General features: G+C 30.1%; 25 protein-coding genes. 9 read left to right on the forward strand and 16 right to left on the reverse strand.

The genetic code is table 11. The features are described from left to right. The first annotated feature begins 79 nt into the window (after positions 1 to 79). The 5 genes from MHN29_RS15190 (at position 80) to MHN29_RS15210 (ending at position 4,179) form a co-directional block, all read left to right on the forward strand. Positions 80 to 718 carry a hypothetical protein gene (locus MHN29_RS15190; RefSeq protein WP_235275397.1) on the forward strand — a complete coding sequence of 213 codons (639 nt, stop codon included), beginning with the start codon at positions 80 to 82 and terminating at the stop codon, positions 716 to 718. Positions 719 to 763: 45 nt separating this feature from the next. Then, positions 764 to 1,765, forward strand: coding sequence for a sensor histidine kinase (locus MHN29_RS15195; protein ID WP_235275398.1), 1,002 nt, complete (start codon positions 764 to 766; stop codon positions 1,763 to 1,765). Continuing rightward, complete coding sequence (locus tag MHN29_RS15200; protein ID WP_235275399.1) at positions 1,762 to 2,523, forward strand: LytTR family DNA-binding domain-containing protein; 762 nt, start codon at positions 1,762 to 1,764, stop codon at positions 2,521 to 2,523. Before MHN29_RS15195 ends, MHN29_RS15200 begins: the two co-directional genes overlap by 4 nt. 112 nt (positions 2,524 to 2,635) lie before the next feature. After that, positions 2,636 to 3,415 carry a sterol desaturase family protein gene (locus MHN29_RS15205; RefSeq protein ID WP_235275400.1) on the forward strand — a complete coding sequence of 260 codons (780 nt, stop codon included), beginning with the start codon at positions 2,636 to 2,638 and terminating at the stop codon, positions 3,413 to 3,415. Between the two features lie 551 nt (positions 3,416 to 3,966). Next, positions 3,967 to 4,179, forward strand: coding sequence for a hypothetical protein (locus tag MHN29_RS15210; protein WP_235275402.1), 213 nt, complete (start codon positions 3,967 to 3,969; stop codon positions 4,177 to 4,179). A 730-nt stretch (positions 4,180 to 4,909) separates the two neighbouring features. On the opposite strand, the gene MHN29_RS15215 is transcribed toward MHN29_RS15210, so the two are convergent. The 4 genes from MHN29_RS15215 to MHN29_RS15230 form a co-directional block, all read right to left on the reverse strand. After that, positions 4,910 to 5,059: a hypothetical protein gene (locus MHN29_RS15215; RefSeq protein ID WP_235275403.1), complete on the reverse strand. Its 150-nt coding sequence runs from the start codon at positions 5,057 to 5,059 to the stop codon at positions 4,910 to 4,912. Between the two features lie 152 nt (positions 5,060 to 5,211). Then, positions 5,212 to 8,472 carry a M1 family aminopeptidase gene (locus tag MHN29_RS15220; RefSeq protein WP_235275404.1) on the reverse strand — a complete coding sequence of 1,087 codons (3,261 nt, stop codon included), beginning with the start codon at positions 8,470 to 8,472 and terminating at the stop codon, positions 5,212 to 5,214. Between the two features lies 1 nt (position 8,473). Further along, positions 8,474 to 9,367 carry an ABC transporter ATP-binding protein gene (locus MHN29_RS15225; RefSeq protein ID WP_235275405.1) on the reverse strand — a complete coding sequence of 298 codons (894 nt, stop codon included), beginning with the start codon at positions 9,365 to 9,367 and terminating at the stop codon, positions 8,474 to 8,476. Between the two features lie 105 nt (positions 9,368 to 9,472). Then, entirely contained in the window at positions 9,473 to 9,655 is a 183-nt protein-coding gene (locus tag MHN29_RS15230) for a hypothetical protein (protein ID WP_235275406.1), read from the reverse strand. A 121-nt stretch (positions 9,656 to 9,776) separates the two neighbouring features. Here MHN29_RS15230 and MHN29_RS15235 point away from each other — a divergent pair, with 121 nt between their 5' ends. Together MHN29_RS15235 and MHN29_RS15240 are read left to right on the forward strand one after the other, a co-directional pair. Then, positions 9,777 to 10,373 (forward strand): sensor histidine kinase, encoded by a 597-nt coding sequence (locus tag MHN29_RS15235; RefSeq protein WP_235275407.1) that lies wholly within the window; start codon positions 9,777 to 9,779, stop codon positions 10,371 to 10,373. Beyond that, positions 10,370 to 11,080, forward strand: a complete 711-nt coding sequence (locus MHN29_RS15240; RefSeq protein ID WP_235275408.1) for a LytTR family DNA-binding domain-containing protein — start codon at positions 10,370 to 10,372, stop codon at positions 11,078 to 11,080. Before MHN29_RS15235 ends, MHN29_RS15240 begins: the two co-directional genes overlap by 4 nt. A 3-nt stretch (positions 11,081 to 11,083) precedes the next feature. Here the strand turns inward: MHN29_RS15240 and MHN29_RS15245 are convergent, their stop codons facing one another. Together MHN29_RS15245 and MHN29_RS15250 are read right to left on the reverse strand one after the other, a co-directional pair. After that, positions 11,084 to 11,536: a DUF6702 family protein gene (locus MHN29_RS15245; protein WP_235275409.1), complete on the reverse strand. Its 453-nt coding sequence runs from the start codon at positions 11,534 to 11,536 to the stop codon at positions 11,084 to 11,086. 3 nt (positions 11,537 to 11,539) lie between these two features. Further along, a complete protein-coding gene (locus MHN29_RS15250) occupies positions 11,540 to 12,802 on the reverse strand; it encodes a YHYH protein (protein WP_235275410.1) in 1,263 nt (420 codons plus the stop codon). A gap of 200 nt (positions 12,803 to 13,002) precedes the next feature. Here MHN29_RS15250 and MHN29_RS15255 point away from each other — a divergent pair, with 200 nt between their 5' ends. Next, complete coding sequence (locus MHN29_RS15255) at positions 13,003 to 14,334, forward strand: sulfatase-like hydrolase/transferase (protein ID WP_235275411.1); 1,332 nt, start codon at positions 13,003 to 13,005, stop codon at positions 14,332 to 14,334. Between the two features lie 69 nt (positions 14,335 to 14,403). On the opposite strand, the gene MHN29_RS15260 is transcribed toward MHN29_RS15255, so the two are convergent. Next, entirely contained in the window at positions 14,404 to 14,958 is a 555-nt protein-coding gene (locus tag MHN29_RS15260; RefSeq protein ID WP_235275412.1) for a 1-acyl-sn-glycerol-3-phosphate acyltransferase, read from the reverse strand. A 104-nt stretch (positions 14,959 to 15,062) separates the two neighbouring features. Between MHN29_RS15260 and rmuC the strand changes: the two genes are divergently transcribed. Next, positions 15,063 to 16,406, forward strand: a complete 1,344-nt coding sequence (gene rmuC, locus MHN29_RS15265; protein WP_150898700.1) for a DNA recombination protein RmuC — start codon at positions 15,063 to 15,065, stop codon at positions 16,404 to 16,406. A 49-nt stretch (positions 16,407 to 16,455) separates the two neighbouring features. Here the strand turns inward: rmuC and glyA are convergent, their stop codons facing one another. The 9 genes from glyA to MHN29_RS15310 form a co-directional block, all read right to left on the reverse strand. After that, positions 16,456 to 17,730, reverse strand: coding sequence for a serine hydroxymethyltransferase (gene glyA, locus MHN29_RS15270; protein ID WP_150898701.1), 1,275 nt, complete (start codon positions 17,728 to 17,730; stop codon positions 16,456 to 16,458). Between the two features lie 113 nt (positions 17,731 to 17,843). Continuing rightward, positions 17,844 to 18,245, reverse strand: a complete 402-nt coding sequence (locus tag MHN29_RS15275) for a hypothetical protein (RefSeq protein ID WP_235275413.1) — start codon at positions 18,243 to 18,245, stop codon at positions 17,844 to 17,846. Between the two features lie 70 nt (positions 18,246 to 18,315). Continuing rightward, positions 18,316 to 18,795, reverse strand: a complete 480-nt coding sequence (locus MHN29_RS15280; RefSeq protein WP_235275414.1) for a GNAT family N-acetyltransferase — start codon at positions 18,793 to 18,795, stop codon at positions 18,316 to 18,318. A gap of 9 nt (positions 18,796 to 18,804) precedes the next feature. Continuing rightward, positions 18,805 to 19,329 (reverse strand): hypothetical protein, encoded by a 525-nt coding sequence (locus MHN29_RS15285; protein ID WP_235275415.1) that lies wholly within the window; start codon positions 19,327 to 19,329, stop codon positions 18,805 to 18,807. A 12-nt stretch (positions 19,330 to 19,341) separates the two neighbouring features. Further along, on the reverse strand, positions 19,342 to 19,812 hold the full coding sequence (locus MHN29_RS15290; protein WP_235275416.1) for a GNAT family N-acetyltransferase: 471 nt from the start codon (positions 19,810 to 19,812) through the stop codon (positions 19,342 to 19,344). Next, positions 19,812 to 20,336, reverse strand: a complete 525-nt coding sequence (locus MHN29_RS15295) for a GNAT family N-acetyltransferase (protein ID WP_235275417.1) — start codon at positions 20,334 to 20,336, stop codon at positions 19,812 to 19,814. The genes MHN29_RS15290 and MHN29_RS15295 overlap by 1 nt, the downstream gene beginning before the upstream one ends. A 160-nt stretch (positions 20,337 to 20,496) precedes the next feature. Then, a complete protein-coding gene (locus MHN29_RS15300) occupies positions 20,497 to 21,555 on the reverse strand; it encodes an aldo/keto reductase (protein WP_235275418.1) in 1,059 nt (352 codons plus the stop codon). A gap of 14 nt (positions 21,556 to 21,569) precedes the next feature. Further along, positions 21,570 to 22,430, reverse strand: a complete 861-nt coding sequence (locus MHN29_RS15305) for an SDR family oxidoreductase (protein WP_235275419.1) — start codon at positions 22,428 to 22,430, stop codon at positions 21,570 to 21,572. Between the two features lie 90 nt (positions 22,431 to 22,520). Next, positions 22,521 to 23,396 carry an AraC family transcriptional regulator gene (locus MHN29_RS15310; RefSeq protein WP_235275420.1) on the reverse strand — a complete coding sequence of 292 codons (876 nt, stop codon included), beginning with the start codon at positions 23,394 to 23,396 and terminating at the stop codon, positions 22,521 to 22,523. Positions 23,397 to 23,452 lie beyond the last annotated feature (56 nt).

A 23,452-nucleotide genomic window follows, 5' to 3' on the forward strand; every position in this document is an offset into this window, starting at 1 on the left:
TTTAGACGTTTCACTTTAAAAATTAAATTATGCTTCAATTACTAAAATACATTTGTCTCATAATTATTAAAAAATAAAAATGAAAGCAATAAAAAATATCTTAATAGTTACATTATTAGTAGCCAGTTCAATAACGTTTGCACAAGACAAAAAACTTAGTGAAAAACAAAAAGAGCAAGCAAAAGAAAAACTAGCACAGTATTTTGAAAAACTGAACTTATCTGAAACTCAAAAAACATCTTATGAAACTATTGCTAAAAAATATGGCGAGGAGTTAAAATTTGTAAAAGAAGCTAGTCTTTCTAAACAAGAAAAAATAAAAGAAGTACAGCGTATTCAGTCTGAAAAGGATTCAGAATTAAAAGAATTATTGTCAGAAGAACAATATTTAGTGTATCAAGATTTCAAGACAGATCAACGTAAATCATTAATTGAAAATTTTTCAGGTGAGTTTTCAGAATATATCAATCGATTAAATCTAACAGAAGATCAAAAGCCACAATATATCGAAATCTCAAAAAGATATGGTAATCAATTAAAGGACTTAAAAAATAGTAGCAAATCTCGTTTTAGTAAATACAGGGCATATAAATCTATTCAAAAAGGTAAAAACAAGGAAATGAAGTCCTTATTGTCATCTAAACAATATAAAGTATATTTAGAGATACAAAAAGAAGTTCAAAAGAAGATGAAGGAAAAACGAAAAGAAAAAAAATAATAACTCTTTAATTATAAAAGGCTTGCAATGCAAGCCTTTCTATCTATGAATAATAACAAACTCATACTTATAGTAGCTATTAGCTTTTCATTGCTGGTAAATATTCCACGTCTTGTATTTTTATTCGGTAGTGCAGATGGTAGTGGTCTTTGGGAAGTATCTACAAAAGATACATTGCTTCGTATTATATCCTTATTTGGATTTTGTTTTTTTATTCTAAAGCTCAATATAGACTGGAGTATTCAATGGTTTCAAAAGAACACTTTTTTGAAAGCTGTTCTTTTAAGTTTTTCAATTCTTGTTGTTTGGATTTTCATATTTAGAATTTTCGATGTTGTTATCAATGGAAATAATTCAACAACATTAAACCCTCGTTTTAATAGTTTTGTTTACTTCTTTGTTATGCTGATGCTTATAGTTATTAGCAGAACTATTACACTTAATAATCAAGCGAAAATTGACGCTGTAGAAAAAGAGCAACTCAAGCAACAGAGCTTACAAAATGAATTGGCTGCCTTAAAAAATCAAGTCAATCCTCATTTTTTATTTAACTCATTAAATTCATTGAGCTTGTTGGTTAGAGAAGACCAAAATTCAGCAGGAAAATTTATAAAGAAACTCTCTTTTTTATATCGCTATATTCTTCAAAGTAAAGACCAGGATTTAGTTAGCTTAAAAGAAGAATTAAAGTTTTTAGATAGTTATCTTTATTTGATCAAACAGCGCTATCGAGAAAATTTTAAAGCCATTATCAATATTGATGATGCGTTACTTCAGAAGAAAATTCCGTCATTAGCATTGCAATTATTGGTTGAAAACTCAGTAAAACACAATGAAATTTCTGTAAACAAACCTTTGACGGTTACTATTTATAGTCAAGATAATTTTTTAATTGTAAAGAATAAATTGCAAAAACGAACAGGCAATGTAGAAAGTACCAACACCGGATTAAGCAATTTAAACACCAGATTTAAGCTACTTTTAAATAAGGAAATAACTATTGAAAACAACAGTGATTATTTCATAGTAAAATTACCAATAATATGAACGTACTCATTATAGAAGACGAACAAGCAGCAGCAGAAAATTTAAAATATCTTTTAAAGGAAATTGATCCTTCTATTACTGTAGAAACTGTTATAGATACTGTGGTTGATGCTGTAGATTTTTTTAATAAAGAACATTCAATAGCTTTAGCTTTTTTTGACATTCATTTAGCCGATGGTATATCCTTTGAAATATTTGAAAAAGTCCAAGTTAATGTTCCTATCATTTTTACAACAGCCTTTGACGAATACGCTATTAAAGCTTTCAAGGTTAATAGTGTAGATTACCTATTAAAACCAATTGATGAAGAGGAATTAAAAGATGCTATTGATAAATACAAATCCACAAGACAAGCTTCGCCAATTAATGAGCAATTTCAGCAAATGTTGCAGTTAATAAAATCAGAACAAAAGTCGTTTAAAAACACTTATTTGGTACAACAACGAGATACCTTAATCCCTTTAAATGTAGACGATGTGGCTTATTTTACTATTGATGATAGTATTGTAAAAGCGGTTGTTAAAGACAATAAAAGTTTTATTATCGATAAAAAGCTTGAAGACATTGAAACAGAATTAAATCCAGCGCTATTTTTTAGAGCTAATAGACAGTTTATAGTCAATAGAAACGCTATCGAAAATCTTCAGCTTTATTTTAATGGAAAATTGATTTTAAATGTCAATCCAAAATCACAGGAACAAATAGTTGTTAGCAAGGCTAAAGCGCCACAATTAAAAAATTGGATGCACCATCAATAGTTAAAATAACATTAAGGTCGTTTCACTTTCTATTTTAGCTGTTTCACTTTCATTTTTTAAATAAACACTCTTTACCTCAATACTTTTGAACCATAATTAACACACAAATATTATGGAAACAACATACGCAAAAGTATTCTTCTTGATTTTTATAGGTTTAATATTCGCTGAGATTATTTGGTCTTTAATTACTAAAAAGGGAAGTTATAGCACTAAAGATTCACTTTCTAATTTGGCAATTATCATTATTGGTAGATTCATAAAACCTATTTCATTGGCTTGGGGATTATTTTTATTTGAAGCTGTTGAGTCCTTCAAATTATTTACAATACCAGTTAACATTTACACATTTCTTATAACTTTTATGGTGGTAGAAATGGTGTATTACTGGTATCATAGATGGAGTCATGAAATTCCATTTTTATGGTCAATCCATCATACACATCATTCAAGTATGTGGTTTAATTTAACCGCAGCGGGTCGTTTAAATTGGGTAGGTAAATTTACAAGCATCCTATTTTATGTGCCGTTGGTTATTTTAGGCTTTGATCCCACCTTAATTTCTTTATCATTAGCCATCAGTTTATTGTATCAATTTCTATTACACACAGAAGCCATAGGAAAGTTAGGACTGTTGGAGGGAAAGTTTTTCAATACACCGTCTGCTCATAGAGTACACCATGGCTCTAACGAAAAATACTTAGATAAAAACTATGGTGGAATGCTTATTTTTTGGGACAGAGTTTTTGGAACTTATGTTCCCGAAACAGATAAAGTAACCTATGGAGTTACTACTGGGTTTATGGGCCATAATCCGTTTGTCATTGTATTTAAACCTATGGTAGACTATTTTAAAGGGATATTTAAAAAGCAAAAATTATCAAACCAATAAATTATAGTTAAGTGAGTAGGAGAGTGGGGGATTTTTAGATTATGAAATAACTATCAAATAGAAAAGAGACAGCATTTTAACTGTCTTTTTTGGGGTTTTATTTCCTCAGCAATTATAAACCTTCTAAGTTTTAATTTTTCATCATATGTACCAGCATATAATCTTTTTTCTAATAAGCTGCTTATAGCTTTTTCAAACTTATCAAGATAATTTAAAGCAACTTCTTTCCCAAATTGATTAAATAAATATTCTACATTTTGTTTATTCTCTAAATTAGCCAAATTGGATATGTTCAATTATCAAAAACTTTCCAAAATATTCAATATTTAAATATAGACCTTAATTATAATAAATATTTTCATAAACTTAAGAGTGAATATATTGAAAAAGATAACCAAAATTTTAAAAATCAAGTATTATTTATTTATTCAAGTCTTAATGATAAATTTAGTTCGATAGGAGCTATTTATAATTTATTTAAACGTCTAACATTTTTCACGTCAAATAAAACAACAAATTTAGAGTATCGTATTTACTCTATTGATAATGATATGGATTATCATACAGAAATAAATAAAGCTCTAGAAAAATTAGATAAAAATATAGAAAGAATCGTTTCATATGAAAGGAAAAGTGATACTATATATAAAATAATGAATAATGAAACTGCAAGTATACCTTTTCTTTATATTTTAAAACCAAATGATTATCAAAATGTATTTTATGAAATACATGAGGAATATAAATTTAAAACTATTGATTAATAATAAATTAATAGCCATTAAAACTCTACAGTAGGGGAGTATGCTCTCATAAACCCTCTGAATTATTGTAACCATGAAGAAACCCATATTTTTATTAAAACGCTATAATAAAACTCGAGGTTTTTTGGACTATTTGAAGCCAAAGTTATTATTAAGTTTTCATATTTTACAGTACTTTATTACATTATTATGTCAAATAGAAGATAAATGAAACAGGCAAGTATATTGCTTTTTTGAATTAACGGGTATACTAACAGTGACATATTATACAAAACAATTGAATTTGTAACCAAAATATTTTAGTGATTTACTTAAAAAAGAAACTGATAAAACTACCAAGGAGTTTATTGATTGCTTATTAGAAAAGACAAAAACAATGTCGGTTTCTACGAAAATACTGTTACAGAAATTACTTTAGATTTAGACTTAGATTTAGAAAGCTCTCAATACTTTATCCAATAATATAGCGTAACGAACCGTTAATTGTTTCCAAATTTTTATACAGTAATTGATTAGCACCGACAATTTTCAATCGCTGAGAATCCTTTATTTGAAAATAAGGCTAACATATAACTAAATATGGTTTTAATATTGAATCATCCACTGGATAATCCAATATTAAAAGTGTACTATAATTTATATTATGTTAAATAGAATATTTGTAAAACAGCCCTATTCATATTTTCTCATAGAAATCAATCATATAAATAAACACCTCTAGTCCTGAAGATTAAATGAACGTAAACTCTTCAGGACTGTTAACCAAACGTTCGTAATAATAACGTGTTACTGTTAGAGGCTTTTTTAAATTCGGAAACTTTATTTCGTACTGATTTCCGTAAGCTTTGATAAATTTGATTGGTGTTGGCTGCGTTTTCATATATCTAAATTTTATACTTTATATTATGAAAATTATCAGCTATTTGGGAAATTAATCGTTCAATGGTCAGTTTTACTCGTTGAATATCAATTAATTATAGATAAAACTATAAAAAGGAATTTGTAAAAACTCCTTTTTATAATAATATTTCACTATTTAAATAACTCATTTATAAGCTCTTGCTTGCTTTCTGGTGTTACATTTTTAAGGTATGTTAGCAAATCTTTGCTTGTTGCATATCGTTTGGTGGCTGTTTTTAGCTTTCCATGCTGACTATGCCAGTCTGCTATAAACGCTTTTAACGCCCTATTTACACGGTCTTCTCCTATTGCTTCTTGCAATTTATACATGTTAATTGCTCCTTTTGCATAGTATACATACGACTGATTTTCAACCAATGCTAACGAAGGTTCTTGCTTTGATTCTTTACGTAATCCCTCTTTATAATCTGTTTGTTGTAATTCTAAAAACTGTGCTACTTTCTCTTTAGAAAAATGTTTTTTAAGCACCATTAAAGCTGCATATTGCGATAAAGTTTCTAAAATAAAATGCTGTCCTTGTACATTCGCAGCCTCTACTTGCATACCAAACCATTGATGTGCCAACTCGTGAGCTGTTATAAAAAACGCCATGTCTACATCTTTTCCATCATCAATATTTAATACAAATCCCATCGCTTCAGAAAATGGCACCGTTCCAGGAAACGACTGTGCAAACTGTGCATAACGTGGAAACTCTGTAATACGCATATGATTGTATTGATATGGACTAAAATGTGTGCTATAATAATCAAAAGACTTTTTCATAGCATCCATCATACGTTGTACGTTGTATTCGTGTCCTTTATGATAATACACTTCTAATTCAACTAAGTTTTTAGTTTTTGGTGCTACCCAAGTATCTTTTGCTAATTCATATTCTGCCGATACTATTGAATAAAAATTAATAATTGGAATGGCAGTTTTATAATGAAAATAATTTCGATTGTTTGATTTCCATTGCTTTACCAAATTTCCTGGAGCTACCGCTGTTTGATTTTTGTTAGTTCCAATAACAATTTCAAGCTGTATTCCATCAGAATCGCTTCCAGAACGTGCATTTTCCAATTCGTTGGCATCTTCCCTCCTAGCTTTATTCAATCGCTTTGGCAAGTCGAATTCTGCTCTATCGTTTGTATTTCTAAGCTCATACTTTCTATTATATCCTAAGGTTGGAAAGCTATTATTGTTAAAAAATGTACCATTGTGCACAATGCTTTGATTGCTGCTTTTCATCTCAAAACCTTGACTCGTATATTCTTGTACAAAACTCATTTTAATAGAGTCACCAGGCTGTAACGTCTTGTTTAATTGGTAAATACTATAATCGTATTTTTGATAACGTTTGTCTACCCTAGCGCCTCCTTCAAAAATGACATTTTTAAGCGAAACATAGTCTTCAATCTTCTTTTGAACATGAATTTTGTCAATTGGTGTCTCACTGGTATTCTTCAGTATATAACTTCCTTTTGCTGTATAATTTTGCTTTTCAGGATACAATTCAACCTGTAAATTAACGCTAGTAATTTTGGGCTGTTTGATATATTCAAACTTCTTTAATTCCTTTTCATAAGAAGCTTTAAAGGCTATTTCTTCTGTATTTGTCCAGTACTTGTTTAAAACATTTGTATTATAAAAAATATAGGTTCCTAGCCCTAAAAACGAACAAAATACTACAATTGTAAAGGTTTTTAAGCGCTTACTCATACTGTACTTACCACTACTCCATCGTTTTTTAAGACTGTTTTCTGTTCCTCTTACCGAAAGTATAGCTCCTAAAATAAGTAGCAAGAATCCAACTAAAAACCAATAGGTTTTAATGTATAAATAAGGTTTTAAAAGGTGTCCATAGCCATTCATATCGGAATATTTTCCTAAAGAACTTCCTCCAAACCAATACAAATCATGGTCGTAGCCCATAACTGCCAAGGCTATATTGAACATAAAAAATAACAGTACTGCTAAGATTCCTACAAACTTACGGTTGGTTACTACCTGCGCAAAGATGGCTATACAAGTGTACAAGGCTAAAAATGGCAATACTTCTAAAAAGAATCCATAAAAGTAAACTTCCAACTCATAATCATAATAACCATTTAGGGTTTGAAAAATGATTCCTGTGAATATCAACGTAGCTATTAACACCATATAAATCAGTAATAACCCCACATATTTACTCAATAAACTAATAAAGTTTGAAATTGGTGTTGCATCGTATATCAGGTTTACATTTGCGCCTCTCTCTTTCCAAATTATTTCTCCTGAATAGAACACTAATAAAATGATAAAAAAGTACGAAGAGGTTTCTTGAAGTTCTTCTACTATAAAATATGTTTTTGGGTAACTATCAACTCCATAAATGGTTCCTAAGCTTACCGAATTGATAAGAATGATAATCATTCCACAAATCATAATTGCCCAAAAAGATGGCTGCTTACAGATATTGACAAAATAAAACCACGATAAATGTAAAAACTGTGTCCATTTTGTTTGCAATTCTTTTTGAAATGTAAACTGCGGAATTTTAGTCGCATAGTTTGAATTCTCTTCTGTAATTGTTGTTACTAAACTTTTCTTTTTTAAGCGTTTATTTCGAATTAAATTAAAACTGAATTTTCGATATCCAAACCATAAAATAACAGCACCTAATAGCATCCAAAACAGCTTGTTGTACAATAAAACTCCACTAAAAGGAATATTAAATACATTACGATCTACAATGCTCCAAGAATCGGTAAGCAAGGTTAAAGTAGTTAAGGAAAATGGATCCATAATAGCCTGTAAATACTCATTCTTTATCGCTTTTGTTAGCATAAACGCTACAAAAAACACCACTCCTTGCGTATAAACTACCACCAATTTTCTACTTAAAGCTCCTGTTACAAAAAACAAACAGGCTCCAAATAAAAGTATTGGTAACGTAATAATTATAAATGGTTTTAAATAAACTGACACACTAAAAGGATTCAGGTCATTTGGATTATGCCATGGCATAAATTCGCCTAAAATCATTCCGAATAAAATCCCTGTAAACACAAAAAACAATACGGTAAATGAACCTAAAAAGCGTCCTAACAAATACTCTTTTTTCTTTATGGGATTTACATACATTAGCGATTCTATATTGTATTCAAAATCGCGCAATACAGCTACTCCCATAATCATAGAAGCAAGTATCATAAAAATTCCGGTAATAGCGCCCATAGTTTTGGCAATAACCAATGGAGCGTTCTTTTTAACTGTGGTAAACTCCATTCCTTGAAAAATAAAGTCGACACCAACCATTGAAAACAAGAAGAGTACTAGAAAAAACACATAAGTATCTGCACGTTTTGCTCTGTACTTTAATTCGAATTTAAATATCTCATACCACATATTATACAACTTGTTTTAATTGATTATTTGCTCCAAATATTTGAGAGAAATACACATCCTCTAAACTTGCCTTAACTGGTGTAAAACCGTTATTCGGATTGCTTTCACTTAGAATATTTATAATTGGTTTTCCCAGAAACAACTTTTCGCTAATTACATGATAAGCTTGCTTATAACTTTTTAATTCTTCCTTCTGAATTGTTTTCTCATATACCCTTCCTTTCAAACTATCTATAATTTGCACTGGATTTCCTTTAAGCAATACTTGTCCTTGGTTTATAATTGCCATGTTGGTACACAGTTCTTTTACATCCTCTACAATATGAGTTGATAAAATAACCACCGTGTTCTCCCCTATTTCACTGAGAATATTATAAAAACGATTGCGTTCTAAAGGGTCTAATCCCGCTGTAGGCTCGTCTACTATTAATAATTTTGGGCTGTTTAATAAGGCTTGTGCTATACCAAAACGCTGTTTCATTCCGCCAGAAAATCCATGAAGATTTTGTTTTCTAACCTTGTATAAATTTGTTTTGTGTAAAAGACTTTCTACTATTTCTTTTCGTTCTCCTTTGTTAGTAATTCCCTTAAGTACAGCAAAATGATTTAACAACACTTCTGCCGATATTTTTGGATACAATCCAAACTGTTGGGGCAAATAACCTAATATTTTTCGGATGTCATTTTTTTGCTTTAAAACATCTAAATTTCCTAGTTTAATAGAACCTTTGTCTGCTTCTTGCAGTGTAGCAATCGTACGCATTAAAGTAGATTTACCCGCTCCATTTGGTCCTAACAAACCAAACATTCCATTTGGAATTTCTAAGGATATATTTTGCAAGGCTTGCACGCCATTTGAATAGGTTTTTGATAGGTTTTCTATGATAAGTTCCATGTAGTTAATTTTTAATTGTTTACAGCAAACCTAACCGCTAACCATGCGCTAAAAAAGTATTTGTGATGTATGGAATATAAACGGTGTTACAAAGGTTTCATGGCGTTATAAAGGCTCTTTATCACTTAAAAATGAACGTTTATCACTTCCTAAAGTTTGTTTGTCAACTAATTTGTTGGTAGCAATTAATTTGTCTAATATTGAACTTGAATTACACGCAAATACCCATATGTTTAAACGAATTCCTAAAAAACTTTCTTGGTTTATATTAATCTTTATAGCAGTCATTATTCTGATATTTAATGATGCTTTTGGAAGCAGTGAGCCTTTTGTAACTTTTAGTTTTTTTTATTTCTTACTCCTCTTCTTTTTATTGATTAGATGGATTTTTAAACAGATAAAATCTATTTTGAGTCTTAAAAAGGAGAAGAAAAATGCTGAATTGTTACATTTAAAAAGTCAGGTAAGTCCTCATTTTTTCTTTAACATGCTGAATAACTTATATGGCTTAGTTGATAAAGATTCTAAAAAGGCAAAAGAACTGATTTTAAAGCTTTCTGATATGATGCGTTATAGTATTTACGACGGACAAAAAGAAACCGTGCTTTTATCGGAAGAAATAAGTTATTTACAAACCTATATTGAGCTTCATAAAATGCGATACCGCAAAAACATTGATATTCAATTTAATTACGATATTGAAGGAAACGATTATGAAGTAATGCCCTTGTTATTTATCATACTTTTAGAGAATGCTTTTAAACATGGAGTAGAAAATTTAAGAGATAATGCTTATGTTTATATCAATATGAAAGCCGAAAAAAACAACGTTTATTTTGATATTGAAAATAATTTTGATGAAACTGTTGTTAATGAAGAAAAAGGAGGCATTGGTTTGCAAAATTTAAAACGTAGACTTGCATTGGTATACCCAAAAACACATACATTGTCCTTTTATAAAACCAATGATATATACAAATCTCAATTGAATATTTCTAAATTATGATTACCTATATTATTGTTGATGACGAACCTATAGCACACGATATTATTAAAGATTATTGTGATTTGCTTCCTAATTTAGAATTTAAAAAGCATTGTTACGACGCTATTGAAGCTTTAAGCTATTTAAGTGAACATACAGTTGATTTGATTTTCTTAGACTTGAATATGCCTAAATTAAAAGGTTTCGATTTTTTAAAAACATTGTCAAATCCTCCTAAAGTTATAGTTACTACGGCTTATAGTGAATTTGCTTTGGAAAGCTACGAACTAAACGTTGTTGATTATCTCTTAAAACCATTCAGTTTTGAACGTTTTTTAAAAGCGGTAAATAAGGTAATTGACACACCACAAAGTAGCCCTAAACAGTCTTCAACGATTAATAATGAGACCTCTAAAACGAACAAACAGTTGTTTTTGCGACAAAATAAAAGTCATATCAAAGTAGAAACCGATGATATTTTATTTATTGAAGCTGCTGGAAATTATACCAAAGTAATTACAACAAAACAAACAGTTACTGTAAGAGAGAAAATTTCTGAAATGTTAGAAGTTTTACCTCCAGAAAACTTTTTACAAGTACATAAGTCTTTTGCCATTGGTTTAAAGCACATTAAGAGTATTGAAGGCAATAAAATAACTATAGAAGAATATAGCATTCCAATTGGGAAACTGTATAAAATAAACGTAAACAAGCTTTTAAAAACTTAAGTTTTATAACTGAATACTCCCTTTGCCTTTAGTCAATAAAAATGATTTTTGGAACTGTTTTATATCAATTCGAATTCTATTTTTAAACTTTTTATTTACTTCGTAAAAACAGGTATTATCAATTTGTAAATCGGTGATATTCTTATAGGTTTTCTTTGATTTAAAATTAAAAATAATATGATCGTTATAAGTTGACGATTCTACAAAGTCGAAATCAACTTTTTGATTATTCAACTGTAAATCAGTCTTTGATAATAAATATTCTTGAATACAAATATCAAACAGTTTACTTTGCTGACAGTTTTTATTAATTCGATAATGTTCTAGTTCGTGTTTGTCCATTTCAAACTTTAAAACTACATAGTCATTCTCCATAAAATAATGGTACTCTGCTATACCAGCAGCATGAAAAAATGTAAGAAAATAAGTGCTAATTAAAAGAATAAACGCTTTCATAAATTATGCTGAAATTTTTTTGGTGATACTTCCATTTGAAAAATCAACTTGAATATAAAAAGACTTTAAATCGTGCATTGTGTTGCTATTCAATTCATTTGTTGAATTTGATGTATAGGCTAAGCTTCCATCAGTCGTATAAATTTTAATCTGATTGATCTTTGCGTCGGCATATCTACTTCCAAAATCTAAATCATTTAACTTTTCATATAATTTTGAATCCAGTTTGTTTTTCAAATCTTCAAAAACATTGGCATTAATTGAAGTAACAGCAACAGTGCTACAATCTTGTGCCGCCGTTGAATCAGGACAACCAGGACTAATTTGAAATGAATTATCTACGTATTTTCCTTTAAAACATCTTGGAATATACGGCCAGTTATCGGTTAGCACATAATAATAAGTTCCATTTGGATATTCAGGAGTTACGGCAAAACGTCCTCCACATTCATCTAAATCGGCACCAGTATACTCGTAATCTTCAATATAAGTTCCATCGTAAGCGCCATCAGGAGCCGTAATACCATCTCCAGGACGATTTCCTTGCTTTAATGAGTATCCGCTAGTAAATGCTGAAACAGTTGGATTAGAAGCCGTTGTAGTGGCATCTGTATACAAATACTTATAATAAATAGGAAAACCATCTGCAGCATAACCTAAAATAGGAGAATGTTGAGTTCCATCAATTTTTAAATCATTGGTAAAATAATCTTTGGGTATATTATGATAATGATACCTACTTACATTATTTACATGTCCCCCATTTGAATCCATTGCCAATGTAAAATCAGCTTCAACATGCCAATTTAAATTTTCTTCTTGTGTGTTCGGATTAACCCAGTATAATCTAGCAAAAGGAGAGTAATTTATCCCTTGATTTGACACCCCAAAAATAATTCCTCCTCCACAAGCTTGCGAACTAGGATCTTCTTTAATTTCTGTAATTGTTGAAGTTAATTCTGGATATAAACACATAGAGTATTCAAAATCTTGTGCTGCTAAAGTATTAGGTCCAGCCCAAGGGCCATAACTATGCGCTGGAAAGTTATTGGTATATACTTTTCTAACATTATTATCTATTTCAAAACAAACAGCGTTGCTTGTTTCGTTTCCAAAAATTTCGGAAACATTACAAGGTATTGTAGGTTCTTCTCCAATGTCAGGATCATCCGAATGAATACCGCTACTACTAGAACATGAAAACAACAATGTACATAAAGAAATGCTTAAAAACTGAGCTAAACGTTTAGAAAAATATACTTTCATAATTTGGGGGTGTTGGTTTAACTTTAGATACAGAAAAATTAAAATAGTTTAATTAAAAGCCAATATTTTTTCATTATTTTTATTAAAAGGTACAAAAAACTAAGGTCTAATGATAGTATTTCAAAAAAAAACTATCCATAAATTAAACTTTTTAGCTTTTTAGCTGTCTAAATCAACATAACACATTAAAAACCCTTGATATGACTACTCACATAAAACGTATGCTATTTTTTGCTGTTGTTTATTTCTTTATTATTTCATGTAGTTCTTCTGATTCCATTGTTAATGAAAATCCAGATGGAAACCCTACACAAAATGGAAGCGCTCCTAATATACTGTTTGTTATTGCCGATGATATGGGCTTAGATGCAACTCCAGGATACAGTATTGGAAATCAAAAACCAACAATGCCGAATCTGCAAAACTTAATTAATTCTGGTGTACGATTTAATAATGCGTGGTCTAATCCTACTTGTTCTCCAACCAGAGCTTCTATTATAACTGGGAAATACGGAATTAGAAACGGTGTTTTAAAGGTTGATGATCCTTTATCAACTTCAGAAGTAGCTTTACAAGATTATATCAAATCAAATGCAAGCAATTCGTATAGCAGTGCCGTAATTGGGAAATGGCATTTATCTAAAAACGCCAACCATCCTAATAATATGGGAATCGATTATTATGCAGGACCATTAAGCGGTGGTTTACAATCGTATACTAATTGGAATTTAACCATTAACGGGCAAACTCAAACATCTACAGAATATGCAACTACGAAGGTTACCGACTTAGCTATAGACTGGGTTAAAGACCAAACAAAACCATGGTTTTTATGGTTAGCATACAATGCGCCACATACACCTTTTCACTTACCTCCAAATGATTTACATAGCCAAGGAGCTTTACCTTCAGACCAAGCTAGTATAGATGCTAATCCATTACCGTACTATTTAGCTATGATTGAAGCTATGGATAGCGAATATGGGCGTTTATTAAGCTCTATGAGTCAAGAAGTAAGAGATAATACCATTATTATATTTATTGGTGATAATGGTACTCCAAATCAAGTATTACAGGGATACAAAAAAGGAAAAGGAACCTTATTTCAAGGAGGAATCAATATACCAATGATTATTGGCGGGAAAGGTGTTACTCGATTTAATCAAACCGAAGATGCATTGATTAATCTTACCGATTTATTTGCAACCATTGCCGATATTGCTGGTGTTAGTGTTTCTTCTATACACGATAGTAGAAGTTTTAAAAGTTTACTTACTCAAAATACCAATGATAATAGTAGAGATTATACGTTTATAGAAGATGGAAACGACGATGGTACTGTAGACTACACTATTAGAAATGCTACTCATAAATATATTTTATACAACGATGGTAGCGAAGCCTTATTCAATTTAGCAAGCGATCCTTTTGAAAATACAAATTTTATGAATGCTAATCAGCTGCCTTTGAGTGCTGCAAATAGCGCTATGAAAGATGAATTATCGGCAAAATTAACAGAGATTAGAAATTAAAATAATGACTTAAAATAAAAAGGTTCTGATGTATTAATCAGAACCTTTTTTATGTTGTAAAGTATTTTGTTATTCAACCTCGTCTGGAACCACAAATAACTCAGGTATTGCACCTTTAACATTTCTGTAATAATTGTAAAAATGTTTAAAGTCTTTGTCCATATCGTCAGTAGTATAATAAGGTTCAGAAACTTTCACAGTTTTGTTTTCAAAATCGAAAGTGAACATTACAATAGGTACATTAGCTCCTTTGGCTATATAATAAAACCCCGTTTTCCAACTTTTTACTTTCTGGCGAGTTCCTTCTGGTGAAAGAGCTAATCTAAACTCATCGTGTTTATTAAATACAGCTACAATCGCATCTACTTTATTGGAGGTTTTAGTTCTATCAACAGGCCTCCCTCCTAACCATCTGAAAATAAATCCAAATGGTGGTTTAAACAAGGATTTTTTAGCTATAAAATTAATAGGAACACCCCATGAATTTCTAGCCAAAATAGCAATAGGAAAATCTTTCCAACTCGTATGTGGAGCTCCTATAACTACATATTTTTTTAGGTTTTCAGGGAAACTACCTTCTAATTTCCAACCTAAAACTTTGGTATATATAAATTTTGATATCATCGATTAAAAAGGAAAAGCCAATGATACGGTTTTCCTTATAAAAATCAAACATTTTTAACCTATCTTGTGCTATATTTGTTTTCTTTTAAATTTATAAAAACTCAATGAATACAACTCTTATAATCATATTAGTAGCTTTATTTACCCTTATTTTAGGTTTTATAATTGGTACGTTAATTTCTAAATTAAAGACAAAACAAGTGGTTTCTGATTTGGAAAAAGAAATGTCTGCTATAGAAATTAACCAATCTAATATGGAGGTTCAAAAAAGAGAAATTCAGAATCGCCTTGAAGAAAAAGTTAAGGAAATTGAAGAAATTAGACGTGAAAAAGAGTTTTCTAGTATTGAATTGGCTAGAAAAAATGAAGAGCTGAAAAACCTTCAATTAAAATTAAACGAAAATAAAGAAGAAGTTGAAAAGCTTCAAGATAAATTCACCAAAGAATTTGAAAATTTAGCGAACAAAATTCTAGATGAAAAGTCGACTAAATTTACAGCTCAGAACAAAGAAAATATTCAAAATATTTTAAATCCGTTACAGGAAAAAATTAAAACTTTTGAAAAGAAAGTAGACGATACTCAAAAAGAAAGTATTTCTATGCATTCTGCCTTAAAAGAGCAATTATTAGGTTTAAAAGAACTCAATGCTCAAATGAGTAAAGAAGCTATAAACTTAACTAAGGCATTGAAAGGTGATAGTAAAACTCAAGGAAACTGGGGAGAATTGGTTTTAGAAAGAGTTTTAGAAAAATCTGGTTTAGAAAAAGATAGAGAGTATTTTGTTCAGCAAAGTTTTACCAATGAAGAAGGAAAAAGAATTTTACCTGATGTTGTAATTCATTTACCAGACAATAAAAAAATGATTGTCGATTCAAAAGTATCGCTTACTGCGTATGAACAATATGTAAATGCTGAAGATGAAGCAGAGAAAGAACGCTTTTTAAAAGAACATTTAAACTCTTTAAAACGTCACGTAGAACAATTATCTGACAAGAAATATGAAGATATTTATAAAATAGCTTCTCCTGATTTTGTATTGCTTTTTGTTCCTATAGAACCAGCGTTTGCAGTAGCTTTAAACCTTGACAATACTTTATATAATAAAGCATTTGAAAGAAATATTGTAATTGTAACTCCAACAACCTTATTAGCCACTTTACGTACTATTGATACTATGTGGAATAACGAAAAGCAACAACGTAATGCTATTGAAATTGCCAGGCAAGCTGGTGCTTTATACGATAAGTTTGAAGGATTATTAAAAGATTTAATCAGTATTGGTAAGAAAATAGATGGTACCAAAGCAGATTATACCGCTGCCATGAATAAATTAGTAGATGGAAGAGGAAATCTAATAACTAGTGTAGAAAAGCTAAAGAAAATGGGAGCTAAAGCTAAAAAGGCTTTACCACAAACTATTATAGAAAGAGCTGAAGATAATGAATAAAAAAAGCGACCAAATGGTCGCTTTTTTTTATATCTATAAGAATATATTTCTACATTACAAATAATCTCTTGTCGTGCATTAAATCGTATACCTTCTCTCCTATTTGCTCTAAAGCTTCGTCGTTTCCAGCGTTCATTAATGCTTCATCAATTAAGTCTACTACAGTTTCCATATCAGACTCAACTAATCCTCTTGTAGTTACAGCAGCAGTACCAACACGGATTCCTGAAGTTACAAATGGGCTTTGAGTATCAAATGGCACCATGTTTTTATTTACTGTAATTTCAGCCTTACCTAAAGCTTCTTCAGCTTCTTTTCCTGTAATGTCTTTGTTACGTAAATCAATTAACATACAGTGGTTATCAGTTCCTCCAGAAATAATATCGTACCCTTTAGCTACAAATGCCTTAGCCATTGCTTGTGCATTTTCTTTTACTTGTAATTGATATTCTAAGAACTCATCAGTTAAAGCTTCACCAAAAGCAACTGCTTTAGCAGCAATAACGTGCTCTAATGGTCCACCTTGGTTTCCTGGGAAAACTGCTGAATTTATCAATGTTGACATCTTCTTTAATTTCCCTGACTTTAATTTTAATCCAAATGGATTTTCAAAGTCTTTTCCAATCATAATCATTCCTCCACGAGGTCCACGTAATGTTTTATGCGTAGTTGTTGTTACAATATGACAATGAGGTAATGGATCCGATAAAATACCTTTAGCAATTAATCCAGCTGGGTGTGAAATATCTGCCATTAAAATAGCACCAACACTATCAGCTACTTCTCTAAACTTTTTAAAATCGATATCACGAGAATAAGCAGAAGCTCCAGCAATAATTAACTTTGGCTTGTGCTCTTTAGCCTGTTGCTCTAAATGATCATAATCAATAATACCTGTAGCTTTATCTACTCCATAAAACACTGGATTGTATAATTTTCCAGAGAAGTTTACTGGCGAACCGTGTGTTAAGTGTCCTCCATGAGATAAATCGAAACCTAAAATAGTATCACCTGGCTTTAAACAAGCAGCAAAAACAGCTGTATTTGCCTGAGAACCAGAATGTGGTTGAACGTTTACATATTCAGCTCCAAATAACTGTTTAGCTCTATCAATCGCTATTTGCTCTACAACATCTACAACTTCACATCCTCCATAGTAACGTTTACCAGGGTATCCTTCAGCATATTTATTGGTTAAAATAGAACCTTGAGCTTCCATTACTTGCTCACTTACAAAATTTTCAGAAGCTATCAACTCTAAACCATGTAGTTGACGTTCTTTTTCTTCTTGAATTAAATCAAATATTTGATGATCTTTTCGCATCTTGCTATGTTGTTAAATAAGTAGTCAAATGTACTAATTTTATTAATTAAGATTTATGCAATTTTAGCTTTATTTTAATCTTATTTTACCTCTTTTAAGCCAATTCTATTTGCTTATTTTTTTGTGTTATTTAACTCTTCTATTTTATCATTTATTTCTTTAATTCTTGCTCTTTCTTTTGCATTACGTATTTCAGTTTTCTCAAATATATGTCCATCAGCCCAAATTAATTTTAATTTTATCGCTTCATCTTTCAAATCTTCATAATACTTTTCATCTACTCTTTCAAATGCCCATATTCTCCATTTTACAATTAAAAATGACCACATTAACCAACCCAAAATAATAGGTATTATGAATCCAATAATTGCTAATTGACCTGATATTAATTTAGATTCATAGGAGTAATTTGTCAACCACATTAACCCAATCATTACAAACATTACTGGAAAATTGACAAATATTTGCCCTCTATTTAATACTTTATTAAATTCGTTTTTTTCTTCTTCTGACATATTAAAAACTAATTGTTATCATACTTATTTAATTTGCCTCTTAAATAAGTTTATTAATGTTGAATTTATTTTATAATTCTTTATACATAATATAAGCATCTACAAGCCCTAGTGTTTTATGCTTGAATGCTTTGGGAGTTGTACCTATAACTTCAAAACCAAACTTCTTCCAAAGAGCAACTGCTCCTTTATTGGTACTCACTACAATATTAAACTGCATTCCAATAAAACCTAGGTCTTTGGCTAATTTTAGAGAATGCTCACACAATTTTTTACCAATACCTTTTCCTTGAGCTTTTGGAGAAACCATATAACTTGCATTGGAAATATGACTTCCTAAATCAATCTGATTAGGTTTTACAATATAAGTTCCTAGAATTTGGCCTTCTTCTTCAAATACGTATGTATGCATATAACTTGCAAACCAGTGCTTTTGTAAATCGGTTTTAGGCGTTTTTGGTGAAAAAACATAGGTGTCTTCTGTTTTTATGACAGCTTGAAAAATCTCCCAAATTTGATCAACATCTTTTTCTGTGGCTTTTCTTATCATTGTTATCTTTTATCCTTTTAATTTATCAATCATCTTTTCTGCTCTTCCAGCAACAGACTTTCTTTTATCTGATGTTAACCTTAGCAAGTGCGGAAATAACCATTCTTTTAACTCTCTATCAATTATTGACCATTTTGTTAATGTAACCATTGTTTGATTAAGAACTATCCAATCGTTATGACTAGCAAGATTTCTTTTCATAATACTCTTTGCCTGTTCAATTTGTTTATCATTCATATCCGCTTCTAATACTTCAAACAATTGCGCTAAAGTCCATTGAGTTGACGCTTGATCTATTTGAGCTATCTCGGTTAAAAACAAATCGATGTAAGGAATTAAGAGTATCTTTTTTACCTTACAAATCCTTTTCATTGCATTTGAAGTACGCAATCGAACAACTTCATCATTACTGTGATAACAATTGAATAATTCATTAAAAAGTTCGTTTTCAGCTAAAACTTCCTCTACAATTTCAACCGTATTCCCCAAAGAATTTGAATGCCCTCCTTTTAATCGTTCTTCAAAATTTTTCATTCAAAAAGTATGTTAATTTATCCTTGACCATTTTATTTGTACAGCAGAAATCTTTTCCAGTTCCAGTCTATTTTCAGCTAATTTTTTAAATCCATTTTTAAGGTAAAAATTTAAAGGTGAATTATACAAATCACCATTCTTCTTTTTATCCAAATTATGATCTATTACCCATCCGTTTAACTCTTTCTCCTTTTGTTTGGCTAAATCTAATATTTTAGTTCCGAAACCATGTCCATGAACACTTGAATCTAAAATTATAGCAAACCATCTTTCATTATCACGTTCAAAATCAAAATACCAACCTCTAATTTTTTCATTTTGATCAACCAAAAGTATGTGAGATTGGTCTAACAAATTTTGAAGATATTGGTCAAACTCATCTATAGTAGCATAGGACAGTTTTTCTGGATATTCATTATTCCATAATTCAAAAATCTCAAGCTTTTCTGTTGTTGACAATGTAGGACGGGTAATAAATTTCATTATTCATTAAATTCTTTTGGATATTCAACAGTTCCACTAACACCTTTCAATCCATCTTCTACTAACTCAATTACCATACAATTTTCTTTTGGAACTTCAAATGGTAACTCAATACCATATTCACTCGCCTGCTTGTATCCGAATCGTGGATAATAATTTTCGTGTCCTAATAAAACAATTGATTTATATCCTAAACCTGTTGCTTTTTGATGTGCTTCAATAATTAGTTTCCCACCTATTCCTCTCTTTTGATATGTTGGTAATACTGAAACTGGTGCTAATGCTAAAGATTCAAATTCATTCAGAGCATTTTTAATTTTTAACTTGGTAATTAAAATATGCCCAACAATTTTTCCATCTACTTCTGCAACTAAAGATAATTCAGGTATAAAAGCTTCTGATTTTCTTAATCTTTCTACTAAAAACTGTTCTTTATGATCACTAAACTGTTCGTCTTTAAAGGCTTCTTTTATTAAACTGAAAACTTCTTTAAAATCGGTTATTCTTTCTTGTCTTATATTCATGTAACAATTTATTTAAACTACTTCAATCTACTATTTAGTATAGAGCGAATATACTTAAAAAGTAGATTGTTAATTTTTATAAACTATATTAATAAACATCAAAAAAAACAGTTTGAATTATTATCCAAACTGTTTTTATGACTAAATAATTAATATTTTTTTATTTACCAATTACTACATTTCCATGAATTGCATTTTGAATAGCTCCAGAATGAAAACTATATGGATTTGATAATGCTGGTTTCGATACTTCGTTCAATCTGATTAATTGTTCTTTTGGAATATTAATTTCTAAAGCTTCAATACTTTGTTTAATCTGATTTACTTTGGATGCACCAGCAACTAAACCTGAAATATTAGGCTGATGTAAAATCCAAGCAGTAGCTATTTGTGCTGGAGTGTAATTTAACTCTTCCGCTACTTGTTTAAGTGTGTTAATGGTATGTTGTGATTGTTCTGAAAATGGATCTATAAAGGGATCAGTTACAAAATTCTTCGTTACTCTACCAGAACCCATGATTTCTCTTTTTTTCAAGTCAAATTCATAGCGTCCAGTTAACAAACCATTTGCTAAAGGACTCCATGCAAAAATTCCTATGCCTGATTCTTTTGCATAAGTAGTAAATTCACGCTCTATTGTTCTCTCTAGCATATTATACTCCATTTGTATTGCTGCTGGTTGTTCCCAACCATGCCATCTAGCTAGTACTTCTGCTTTTCCTAGATACCAAGCTGGAAAATTACTAAACCCAACATATCTTACCTTTCCTGATTGAACAATAGTATCTAATGCTTTCATCACCTCTTCAACAGGTGTATTGGTATCCCAATGATGTAAATATAATATGTCTATATAATCAGTCTGAAGTCGCTTTAAAGATTCTTCTACTTCACGAATCATCTGTCCTTTACCGTTACCCCCACTTAGAGGATTGTTAGCATCCATACTCATTGTGTATTTAGTAGAAATTACAACTTTTTCTCTACCTCCTCTTTCTTTGAGTAATTCACCTACCCACTTTTCACTTTCTCCTGCCTGATAAACATTTGCAGTATCAATAAAATTCATTCCAGAATCTAAATAGGTATTGAAAATACATCTAGCTTCATCTTTAGAAATACTCCAACCATCTCCCCAAACATTTCCAAAAGTTCCAGCTCCAAAAGCTATTCTTGATACTTTTAAACCCGTTTTTCCTAAATTGATATACTTATTCATATCTAGTAAATTAATTAGTTAAAGAACTGTTTATTTTCCTCAAAAAAGTCCTTGGCTGAACTGTACTCTTTTCCAGTTATATCTTTATAATCTTCAGAATATGAAGCTGTCCATCCTTGTTTCATTATATAATTAAGCTCCATCATAGCATTTACTAACCATTCAGGCATTCCATTACTTAACATACTTTCTTTTGCTTTTTCTTCTGAGACATCTATATAACTAATTTTTCTTCCAAGAACATCACTTAACAATTCAGCATATTCGAAATTGGTCAAAGACAAACCACTTAAATTATATTCCTTGTTATAATGTTTATCGCTAGTCAATGCTATAGTTGCTATTTCTGCAATATCATTGGTATCAACCATTCCCAACTTTGCATCACCATTTGGTAAAAAGAAACCATTGTGCTCTTTTATTGTTTGACTATGAAAGTTAATGAAGTTTTGTAAAAAATTATTTGGTCTAATAAAAGTGTATTTTAACCCAGATTTTTTAATTAAATCTTCACTTTTTCCTGCCCATCGAGCCATTTGAATTTTACCATTACTATCTGCTCCTAAAGCTGTACTTCTTACAATATGTTTTATATTATTTTTTAAAGCAGCATCAATCACTAACTGTGTAACAAAATCTGGATTCTGCATAAGTGGTGTTACTAAAAAAACTCTATTTTTTCCTTTAAGAGCTTCATTTAATTCTTGCTGATTTGTAAAATCTACTTTTACTGGTTTTGCTCCATATTTTTCAACTTGTTTAAATTGAGACTCATTACGAACACCAGCATAGACATTTACATTTTTTCCTTTTAAATGTTTTAATAATGTCAAGCCTACATTTCCAGTAGCTCCAAGTACAATTATATTTTCCATTTTGAGTTTAATTTTATTAAAATTTATACTGCAAAATTATGCCTGTACCTGAAGATAAAATAACCAGATTCTTAGTGATAATGACCAAAATTACAGTACACCATCTCTATAAGACTTAGGAGTAATTTTTGTTTTTGATTTAAAGAAGCGTGAGAAATGAGTGGGTTCATCAAACCCTAACTGATAAGCTATTTCAGAAATATCTAACGTAGTATAAACTAGCATTTTTTGTGCTTCAGAAAGCACTTTTTGCTGAATAAACGATTTTGCTGTTTTCCCTGTTTGCTTCTTAATAATTTGATTTAAATAATTTGCAGATACATTGAGTTGATCTGCATAAAAAACTACATTTTTCTCTTGTAAAAAACAGTTATTAATTAGATTAGTAAACTTTTGAAAAAGTTGTTCCTTTTGACTAAGCTCTTTGATATCTATCTCTTTATTTTCCTTTATTCCCTTTATTTTGAACAAAAAGGACAATAAAAACGATTGCAAAATTTGTTTTCTATACAATGTTTTACTGTAATATTCTGCATACATTTTTTCAAAATCAATTTCTAAATCTTGAATTTCTTTTTCTTCTAAAATAAGTGAATTGGCTTGTGTTAAATCAAAATATTGGAAAGTTTGTTTAAAATCGCCTCTGTATAAATTCAAAAAACTTGCTTTGAAGTAAATTATATAACCTTCTGTTTTACTACCTCTAACCCAAGAATACACATGCTCTGGTGATAGAAAAAACAACATGTTTTCAGGAGTTTTAGATGTTTCTAAATGAATTTTTATTTTAGCTTTGTCTGCTTGTTTTATTAAAGATATTTGATAATAATCCTTTTGATAAGGTAGCATTTTAGTAAGAGTATTTTCTGGAATTTCAGAAAATTTAAGAATAAAAAAACCAGGTAAATTTGTACGCTTCGGAAAACCTGTTTTCTCAAATAAATCATTTATTTCCTTAAATCTCATTACTTTTCTTATTTTCCCTTTGATTATTAGTAACGAATATACTTAAAAAGTAGATT

Source organism: Tenacibaculum sp. Cn5-46 (assembly GCF_022347705.1).
Taxonomy (GTDB): Bacteria; Bacteroidota; Bacteroidia; order Flavobacteriales; family Flavobacteriaceae; genus Polaribacter; species Polaribacter aiptasiae.